The organism is Brachyspira pilosicoli (assembly GCF_019402445.1).
Taxonomy (GTDB): Bacteria; Spirochaetota; Brachyspiria; order Brachyspirales; family Brachyspiraceae; genus Brachyspira; species Brachyspira pilosicoli_B.
On sequence record NZ_SRZM01000194.1, the window covers coordinates 1 to 10,418 of the forward strand.

Annotated in this window: 8 protein-coding genes; 6 read left to right on the forward strand and 2 right to left on the reverse strand. The window is 29.4% G+C overall.

Annotated features, from left to right (window positions below; genetic code table 11):
• Positions 1–141: 141 nt before the first annotated feature.
• Complete coding sequence (locus tag E6A48_RS07090) at positions 142–1,671, forward strand: aryl-sulfate sulfotransferase (RefSeq protein WP_219709335.1); 1,530 nt, start codon at positions 142–144, stop codon at positions 1,669–1,671.
• Here E6A48_RS07090 and E6A48_RS07095 read toward each other — a convergent pair.
• Positions 1,668–2,954 (reverse strand): hypothetical protein, encoded by a 1,287-nt coding sequence (locus E6A48_RS07095; RefSeq protein ID WP_219709336.1) that lies wholly within the window; start codon positions 2,952–2,954, stop codon positions 1,668–1,670. The genes E6A48_RS07090 and E6A48_RS07095 overlap by 4 nt on opposite strands.
• A gap of 325 nt (positions 2,955–3,279) precedes the next feature.
• Between E6A48_RS07095 and E6A48_RS07100 the strand changes: the two genes are divergently transcribed.
• From E6A48_RS07100 to E6A48_RS07120, 5 genes are all read left to right on the forward strand, one after another.
• Positions 3,280–4,914: a Na+/H+ antiporter NhaC family protein gene (locus E6A48_RS07100; protein ID WP_219709337.1), complete on the forward strand. Its 1,635-nt coding sequence runs from the start codon at positions 3,280–3,282 to the stop codon at positions 4,912–4,914.
• Between the two features lie 187 nt (positions 4,915–5,101).
• On the forward strand, positions 5,102–5,908 hold the full coding sequence (locus tag E6A48_RS07105; protein WP_219709338.1) for a transketolase: 807 nt from the start codon (positions 5,102–5,104) through the stop codon (positions 5,906–5,908).
• 21 nt (positions 5,909–5,929) lie between these two features.
• Positions 5,930–6,877: a transketolase family protein gene (locus E6A48_RS07110; RefSeq protein ID WP_219709339.1), complete on the forward strand. Its 948-nt coding sequence runs from the start codon at positions 5,930–5,932 to the stop codon at positions 6,875–6,877.
• Between the two features lie 20 nt (positions 6,878–6,897).
• The gene (locus E6A48_RS07115; RefSeq protein WP_219709340.1) at positions 6,898–7,368 is read left to right on the forward strand and encodes a PTS sugar transporter subunit IIA; all 471 of its coding nucleotides are present in this window, start codon (positions 6,898–6,900) and stop codon (positions 7,366–7,368) included.
• Between the two features lie 191 nt (positions 7,369–7,559).
• Positions 7,560–9,902 (forward strand): transglycosylase domain-containing protein, encoded by a 2,343-nt coding sequence (locus E6A48_RS07120; protein WP_219709341.1) that lies wholly within the window; start codon positions 7,560–7,562, stop codon positions 9,900–9,902.
• Here the strand turns inward: E6A48_RS07120 and E6A48_RS07125 are convergent.
• On the reverse strand, positions 9,899–10,418 hold a 520-nt coding region (locus E6A48_RS07125), incomplete at its 5' end, for a bifunctional ornithine acetyltransferase/N-acetylglutamate synthase (RefSeq protein WP_219709342.1). The genes E6A48_RS07120 and E6A48_RS07125 overlap by 4 nt on opposite strands.

Sequence of the window (10,418 nt, forward strand, 5' to 3'; positions counted from 1 at the left end):
CAGGTACTTCCTTCGGTCGCCAAAAGAAGTTGGGTGCTACGGGCACGCTTTGCAGGGGGCAAAGCCATGCAAATATTTAAAATTTAAGTTATTAGAAAATAAAAAATTTTTTAGTATATATATTATATTTAGGTGCTGCTTATGAAAAACATTCTATTAACTTTTTTATTTAGTTTTTTCTTTATAGTAAATTGTAATGCAAATGAAAAGGAGTTAGAAGAAAATATTATTGACCCTAATAAACTCACTCCTTTAGGCACTATAATATTAAACCCTTACAATATAGCTCCATTATCTGCCTCTTATGTTATAAGCAATACTAATAATTACCCAATAACAGTAACAGTTAAAGGGCTATACAATGAACCTGATATAATTCATACCTATCCTGCTAATTACGGCAAAGAGTTTGAAATACATGGGCTTTTTCCAGAAGCTACAAATACAATTATTATAAATGATGCAGGAAGAGAAATTGTAGAAAATCATTATGTAAAAAAGATTTATCATGATGATGTGTACATTGATTCAAAATATACTGTAGAAGTTAATAAGCTTACTAATGATGATGGAAATAATCCTGAGTTATATTTTATTCAATATTTTAATGGGTGGTATCCTACTGCTACTATAGGTATATCAAAAAATGGTTATGTGAGATATTTTATTAAAGGAGTTACTGCTTCAAAGATAGCTATAGAGGGCAATAAGTTTTTAATATATCCTATGTATGAAGGCAAAATTTATAATATGCTTGGAAAAGAGCTTGTAAAATATCCGAGCAATTCTCATCATGACACTATAAAAAAAGATGATAATTATATTTATTTATCTGCAAGCAAATGGGGCGGAGATGATGAGATTACAGAGATTGACTTTTCTGGAAATATAGTAAGGAAGATGGGTTTTGCTTCTATTATAAGAGATATAGTAATTCCTAATAATGATAAAAATGAAATAAGAATATTAAACAGAATAGTGTTTGATGAAAACAATATATTTATAGATGAAAACGGTAAGCAGAAATCTATAGACTGGTTTCATGCTAATTCGCTTGTTTATGATAAAGACACTGATATACTTTATATATCTTCAAGGAATTTAGGAGTATTTGCAATTGACTACAGCGATTGGAAACTTATATGGTGGTTTGCAGATGAAACATTAAACACAAGAACAGGAAATGCATATGGTCAGATTCCTTATAAAGATAATTTAGGAGATTTGCCTTCATTAGATGTATACAGAGTAAAAGGAGATGCACTTACAGACGGACCAAAAAATCAGCATGCATTAATACTTTTAGAAAATGGAAACTTAGGAATGCTTGATAATCAGGGAGATGCCAACAGAAACTCTAAAGGCTCAAGATATGTAGAATATAATATTACAGGAGAGCATGGTTCTTATACTGCTATTAAAACAGATGAGTTTAGAGATGTTTCACTTTATTCAAGAATTACTTCAGATGCTGATATTAGAGAAAATAATTTACTTTTAACTTATGGAACTATAAGAACTGTATTAGAAGTAGATAAACAAACAAAAGAAGTTTTATTTAAAGCTAAGTTTGATATGCCTAAATCTGAATTATATTACAGAGCAGACAAATTGCCTTTATATTATGAAGAGGGTAAAGAGTATTTTGAAGATGCTAATATGAAGGATTAATTATCTATGCTTATAGATTTTATTGCCTCTATGCATAATTCTTCATTTTCTTTGCCGTTGTATGTAAACCATGCAAGAAGTGCCAGCTTTTTTGAAACTGCTACTACAGTAAATACATAATCATCATTACCCATAGATTTTTTGTATACAGCAGATTTTATATCTTTTATTTTTATATCTGTAAGGTCGCCTTTTTCTTCTTTTGTTACGTCCATCTGTTTTATAACATATTCCATTATAGCGTCAATTTCATCATTTGCAAAAGAATATACCTGCATTGCAATGTATGTATGTATGTTTTTAAACTCTACTAAGGTTTTATCATCTCTGTAAATGTTAAAACTCATTGGAAGAGAAATATTAAATCCACCTGCAATAAAGTATCTTGCATTCTCTTTTCTAAATCCAATATCAGTATTAGTCATTTGAATATTATTTTTCTTATTGGCTTCTATAAACTTAGCTAAATTATCATCGTCCAAATAGTATGCTATATCAGAAAGTATCTTCCAAGGATATGGCAGTGTTTTATCTTTTTTGTATGCCTCTTGAAAACAGTAAATTATTTTTTTATATACATCTCTCTCTTTATCATCTATAATCTCTCTAAAAGGGAAATAAAGCCATATAATGCTATTTAAACTCTTAAACCAAAAATCAGCATTAATCTCTTCATCATTCCAAATAAAAAACTCTCTTGCAAAATCATATTTATCTTCTAAAGGAGCATTAACTAAATTATTAAACCAAGATTTACCCCAATACCCCAAAGGAGAAAGTGCATAATATTCTTTTTCTATCATAGGGTAATCATAAGGCATAGATATCATAAAGTCTTTAAACTCTTCATTAGCAAGCAAACTCTCTGAATATTCATTTAATGCTGCTGCAAAAAAATTTTTTAATTTATCAAAATCTTTTTCTTTAAAATATCCGCTATAATCTTTATATGTTTTATCTTCTTTAAATACAATATCTAATCTTGTTGAAATTCTGCCTAATACAGAAATGATAAATCTATGATACCCAGCACCCAAAATTCCGCTATTAATAGTTACATATAATGTACCTTCTTTATATTCAAAATACACAGGGTCAGAGGCCGGGTGAAAAGAGTATATTAACGTGCTTGAGTTTTCCTCATCTAATATAGAATATTCTGAAAGCATAATAAGAGGGTTAATATTTACTTCGTTTAGAGATGATACTATTGATTTAAATAGCCTGTCTTTTGTAGGAAGAGCCCTATTAAATTTAGCACTAAGTAAAAACTCAATATTCATAAAATTTATATGTACATATTTATAATATTATATATAATAACATTTTTTATTATTATATCAATATATATTTTATAGTTGTTTTAGCTAAAAGCATTTATTATTTTTTGTTATTGACAAAGTTAATATTTTGTAGTAAAATAAATTACTATAAAAAGAAAGTAGGAAAATAATGAATAAATTTAAGAAACATAATAAACCTCTTATCGTTTGGGAGTGTTAAATTATTTATTCATTATTTATATAGTTTAGCAATTTAAAAGCTCCCTTAAATATAGGGGGCTTTTTTATTTGAATATAATACATAAAAAATAGGAGCTACTGAAAAATGGAACATTACGGTTTATTTGGTATTATACCGCCTCTTTTGGCTATAATACTTGCCCTTCTTACAAAAGAGGTAATAATCTCTTTAACGGTTGGTATACTTTCTGGTACTTTAATACTTGCACATGGCAACATATTTACTGCTATTACTATATTTACAGATAAAGTTGCTGCTATGACTGGGGATTCTTGGAATGTGAGAATACTTTTATTTTGTGCTTTGCTTGGTGCATTTGTTAGTATGCTTTCAAAAACAGGTGCTACTAAGGCTTTTGGTTTATGGGCTAGTAAATACCTTAAAACTAAAAAGAGTGTATTAATATTTACTTGGTTTTTTGGACTTATTATATTTATAGATGATTATTTTAATAGTCTTTCTGTGGGTACTGTAATGCGTCCTGCTTTTGATGAAAAAAAGATTTCTAGGGCTAAACTTGCTTATATATTAGATTCTACTGCTGCTCCTGTTTGTATACTTGCACCTATATCTACTTGGGTTGTAACTGTTATGAGCTATATTAGAGATTCTGAGGGGTTTGAATCTTTGAATATGAGTGAGTTTATATTTTTTATAAAGATGATACCATATTCGGTTTATCCGCTTTTAGCTTTGGCTTTTGTAGTATTAATTTCTTTATTTTTTAAGGATTTCGGACCTATGAAAAGAAGCGAAGATGATGCTGCTAATGGAAAACTATTTAACGAAGATTTATACGGTGCTTGTCCTGGTAATTTAGAAACTATTTCAGGCGACAGTGCTAAATGGTATGATATGGTTATAGCTATAGTAGTATTAATATTAGTTTGTATAGTGATGTTTCCTATTACAACATATATGGGCTTAGTTGGCTCTGACGGTATAGAAACTTTATCACAAGCTTTTAATGGCACTACTATTACAAATGCCTTTATACAAACAGATGCTTCTAAAGCTTTATTTTACGGAGCAGTTATTTCGCTTATAATAATGTATATTTATTATGTTGCTAGAAAACTTTTAAATGTTCGTTCTGCTGGTAATGCTATAATGGAAGGTATAAAATCAATGGTGCCTGCTTTGGTAGTGTTGGCTTTAGCTTGGACTATTGGTAATGTTATAAAATCATCACCAGAAGATGGAGGTTTAGGTTTAGCTTCTTTCCTATCAGAGGTTGTTAAAGGTGGTGGTTTTCCTCTTTGGATACTTCCTGCTATTGGTTATTTGCTTGGCTGTGTTATAGCTTTCTCTACTGGAACAAGTTGGGGTACTTTTGCTATACTTATTCCTATAGTAATACCTATTGCTACAGGTCTTGCTAATGCTAATGGTTATACAGGAGAACAGCTTTTGAATGTACTTCTTATTAGTGTAGGGTCTTTGGTGTCTGGTGCTGTATTTGGCGACCATTGCTCTCCTATATCTGATACTACAATACTTTCTTCTACTGGAAGTAACTGTCCTTTATTAGAGCATGTTAGCACACAGCTTCCTTATGCTAGTTTGGTGGCTATTGCTTCTTTTATAGGTGTTATAGTTGGAGGTATTACTCTAAATCCTTTCTTAGCTTTATTAACAGGATTTGTAATAATGTGTATAATGGCAATATTAGCACCAAAATTTTATGAAAAGAAAATGGCTAATGAACTAAAAAAGTAACTATTTCAAAATATTAAAAATTTTTAGAATCCCTTGATATATATATTATTAAGGGATTCTTTTATTATATAAAAATACATATCATATTGAATTTTTTCTTACAAATCTATATAATTAAATTTTGAAATATAAGTTAATTATTTAATTTTAATAATTCAATTTTAGTATTGAATTGGAGGATTTTTTAATGAGTTCTATAGAAGAATTAGAAAAAAAAGCGAAGAAATGTAGACAAACACTTCTTCAAATGGTTTATGATTCAAAAGGTGTAGCACATGTAGGTGGGTCTTTATCTGCTATGGATATGGCTGTTGCTGTGTATGACAAGTATATTAATTTTAAAGACAGTGGTAGATCTCGTTTTGTATTATCTAAAGGTCATGTTGTTGTTATGCAATATGCTATATTAGCTAATCTTGGAATTATACCTATGGAAGAGCTAAAAACATTAAAGCATATTAACAGTCATCTTCAAGGACACCCAGATGTTAATAAGATACCAGAAACAGAGATGAATACTGGTCTTTTAGGTCAGGGTTTAGCGGTTGCTATGGGTATGGCTTATGCTAGAAAGTTTAATAATAATGCTAATAAAATATTTGCTTTATGCGGTGATGCTGAGCTTCATGAGGGGCAGATTTGGGAAACTGTTCAGCAGGCTGCTCATTTTAAATTGGATAATTTAGTTGCAATTATAGATAATAATGGACTATCTTCTCATGACCCTGTTAATGAAGTTATTAATTTAGGCTCTTTAGAAGATAAGTTTAAAAGTTTTAATTGGAATGTTATAACAGTAAAAGACGGAAACAATATGAAAGATGTTGTTGAAGCATTAGACAAATTAGATACATTAAGCGGAAAACCTGTTGCTATTATAATGAAGACAGTAAAAGGTAAAGGTGTTTCTTTCTTAGAAAATAACCCTAATTGCCATTCTTTAACTATAAATGATAAAGATTTTGAGCAAGCAAAAAAAGATTTAGATATGTAATAAAAAAGGGGAATAAGATTTATGATAAACATAGAAAAAACTTCTGCTCCTAGAGCTATAATAGGAAAGCATTTAACTAGTTTAATAGAAAAAAATAATAAGATAATAGTAATAGATAATGATTTAGGTACTTCAACATCTTCTTTTGATGTAAGTAAAACTTTTCCAAAGAATTATTGGGAATTAGGTATTGGTGAGCAGAGTTCTTTAAGTGCTGCTACTGGTTTAGCGTTAGAAGGAATGTATCCTGTATATGTTAATTTTGCTATATTTGCAAGCGGTACAGTGTGGACTCAAATTAGACAAGCTGCCTACACTAAAGCTAATCTTAAAATAATAGCTACTCACCCAGGTTTAGATGCTGGTCCAGACGGAGCAAGCCATCAGGCTACACAAGATATGGCTTTAATGCGTTGTGTGCCAAATATGAATGTACTTCTTCCTCTTGATGAAAATGATGTTAAATCTGCTATTAGTTATGCTCTTAACAATAAAGGTCTTTATTATGTAAGAGTGGCAAGAGAGGCTGTACCTATAATTTATAATACTCCTGAAGAGGCTAATTTTGATATTACAAATAAAGAAATAGCTAAAACAGGTGATGATGTTGCTTTATTCTTTGACGGTTCTTCTTTTGAACAGGCAGTGGATGCTGTTAATTTATTAGAGAAAAACAATATTACTTATCGTTTAATACATGTTCGTTCCCTAAAACCTTTAGACACTAAAAACATTATAGAGAATGCTAAGAAAGTGAAATGTGTTGTTACTCTAGAGAATCACAGTGTTATAGGCGGATTAGGAAGTGCTGTAGCTGAGGTGCTTGCTGAGCATAAAGATGTTGCTCCTTTAAAAATAGTAGGATGTAAAGATTCTTTCACTGAGTCTGGAAAATCTACAGAATTAAAAGCAAAATATGGTGTATCTGGGGAAAATGTTTTAAGCAAAGTAAAAGAAGTAATAAGATAAATTAAAGGATATTATCTTTTATGTATGGCTTTGCAGATATGCTTATAAAGCTTGATTCTGTTAATGTTATTGATAATATTAATAGTTGGCAGGAAGCAGTTGAAGAATGTTTTAAGCCTTTATTAGAAAAAGAATATATTAGCAGAGAATATATACAAAATGCTATAGATTGTGCAAAAGAGTTTGATTTTTACTATATTATAGGTAAACATTTAGCTATGCCTCATGCTAAAAGAGATTTTAATGTTTTTAAAACTGGTATATCTTTGCTTATAGTAAGAAATGGAGTTAATTTTGAGAATCATTTTAATAATCCCATTTATTGTTTAATAGGGCTTGCTGCTGTTGATAATGATTCACATGTAGATATTATATCTGATATATTAGAGATATTTGGAAGTGAAGAAGATGGGGTTGTTGCTAGTGAATTAAAAAATATGAACTCTAAAGAAGAGGTTATTAATTATATTGTAAATAAAAAATCTAATTAATATTTTTATAATAATATATAAGTGATATAAAAAGGGCATAATAATTATTGTTGTTATGCTCTTTTTTTATTTTTTACTATATATATTGAAGATTTGTTTTTTATAAGATACAAAAAATTGCTATATATTGACTTGCAAAGTTAATTATATCATAGTATTATATTAAAAAATATTATGTTAATTGGTGTATAATGGTTACTAAAGATAAAACTGTAAAAAAGAAAAAATCAAAACTTAAAAAATTTTTAATAAGTGCATTTATTATTATACTTTTGATTTCAGCTACTGGCGGTATAATACTTAGTCTTTATGTAGGAAATATATATAAAGATTGGGTATCTAAGAGAGATCAAAGTATGGCTATGCTTGAGGAATACTATAATATAATAGTAATAAGAGGAAATGAAAAGAGAATAAGATATTTTAACCCTCTAAACCCTTTCGGTGATTCTCCTCCTACAAAGATTTATGATAAAAACAATATACTCATAGGCGAATATATGCCCCCTGCTTATGAGGTTGTAAACGTTGATGATATTAACCCTCTTTTAGAAAAAACACTTCTTTTAATGGAAGACCAGAAATTTTATTCGCATAAGGGTATAAATTATTTTAGGTCTGCATATTTAGCAATACAAACTGTTTTAACTAGAAAGATAGTAGGCGGAGGTTCAACTCTCACACAGCAATTAGCTAAACTTCTATTCACTAAAAGCGAAAGAACAATAGAGAGAAAATTGTTTGAAATGTTTGCAGCAAGAGAGATAGAAGCTAAATATACAAAAAAAGAAATACTTGCGATGTATTTTAATACTGTTTATTTGGGTGATGGAAATTATGGTTTTGAGGCTGCTGCTAATTATTATTTTCAAAAACCTTTAAGGCAATGCAGATTATTAGAATTTGCCATAATGGTTGGTATGCTTCCAAACCCTACATATTACTCTATAGTAAATAATCCAGACAATAGCAGAAAAAAAGTTGACCAAATACTTTCAAGACTAGTAAAAAATAAAATTATAGATGAAGAAACTAAAAAGGCAGAATTAGAATTATTTGACCAAAAATACACAAATATTAGCAAGCAGGTAAAAGGTGCTCAGTGGAAAATGACTGTAAACAGAACACCCTATGCTAATGAATATGTAAGACAAGAATTATTAAACTATTTCAATAAAGATGAACTTGCATTATCTGGACTTAAAATATACACAACAATAAATGAAAGATATTACAGAGTGGCAGATGCTGTGATGAAAGAAAAAATAAGAAATCTTCAAGCATCTACCTCCAACAGAAGTTATCAAGGTGCAATGGTTTCTATAGACCCCAAAACAGGCGGTATACTCGTAATGATAGGCGGGGACGGATACACATTGCAAAATCAGTTTAATAGGGCAGTGCAGGCAAAAAGACAAATAGGGAGTGTAATAAAGCCTTTTATATATTTGTATGCATTTGAAGGAGGTGCTCAGCCTTTTTCTACTATGCTTGATACAAATTACAGCTATCCTCAAGGACCTGGTAAACCTGCATATTCTCCTAGAAACTTTAATAGAAGATATATGGGTGAAATTACTTTAGAAACTGCTTTAACAAAATCTATCAATACAGTTGCTGTTAAATTATTAAATGATATTGGTCTTGCTTATTTTGTTGATCATGCAAGGGAGTTTTTTGGAAATGATGCCTATATACCAAATGCATTATCTATTGGTTTGGGTACCATAGAGATGAGTCCTTTAGATTTGGCTACTGCTTATGGAGGTCTTGCTAATAATGGCACAAGATACAATAACTATATAGTAGATAAAGTAATAGATATAGACGGAAATGAATTAAGCGTAACTGCTCTTGCAGATAGAACTCCTAAAAAAATAAGCTCAACATCACAAGCATCATATTATTTTTTAAACTCTACTCTTCAAAAAGTAATAGCACCAGGAGGCACAGCATATAGAAGTGCTAGTACTTATGGTTTTCAAAGTCCTTCATATTCTGCTAAAACAGGTACTACAAGTGAGCACAGAGATAACTGGTTTGTTGCTTATAATGATGAGATTGTAACTGTTACTTGGATTGGAAGTGATAGAAATGACGTTCTTCCTAATAATGTTACAGGAGGAGCTACCACTGCTTTGGCTACATTTCAATATTTAGATGCAATTACTCCTGTAAATAAAAGAGAGTTTCATTGGAAAGTGCCTGAAGATGTTTTTATTGTAGAGATTTGTCAGGATTCAGGACTTCCTAGAAATCATACTTGTATTAATACTACTCCTCTTACTGTAGGTGGAAATATTGACCTTAGCACTCAATGTAATATTGACCATATAAGAAGCGGTACTAGAAGAAATAATAACAATGATACAGCTAATATGGCAGATGAAGAAGAAGAATATTATTATCCTCCATTAGATGAAAATAATAATTATACAAATGAAAACACTAATACAGAAAATAATAATAATAATATTTATACCCTTCCAGAAGAGGAAATATATGATCCTACAGTTGGTAATATAAGAAGTTAAATATTATAACTTGAATGTATTGATATATATTCTTGGCTTATATCTGTAAAATAATAGTAGTCTTCAAACTTTGTATTATATCCGCAATCTAGTATAATATGATGTTCGTTTTTATCTTTATTTAAACTATTATTTAATATTTTTAATTCATCTTGATTTTCATTTATTTTACCGTTTTTGTAAATATTAATATTATCCACTGTTATAGACATCTTATCTACATTAACATTCATATTTCCTATAGTTGATAATAATTTACGATGTTCTATTTCATTTGATATAAATAAAATTTTTACAAGATTAGATTTTGATATTTTGCTTGCTATTTCTAAGGCATCTTTTTGAGTTTTTGCTTTTTTTACAGATACCATAATAGTTTTACTCATTCCCTCACCATCTAATAATATCATCTTTGATATAACAGCACATATCTCCTCTAATTTTTGTTGTAATTCTAAAAATACTTTTTTATTTTTTTCATTAACTTGTTTATTTTCTAATGCTCCATTAGCCATT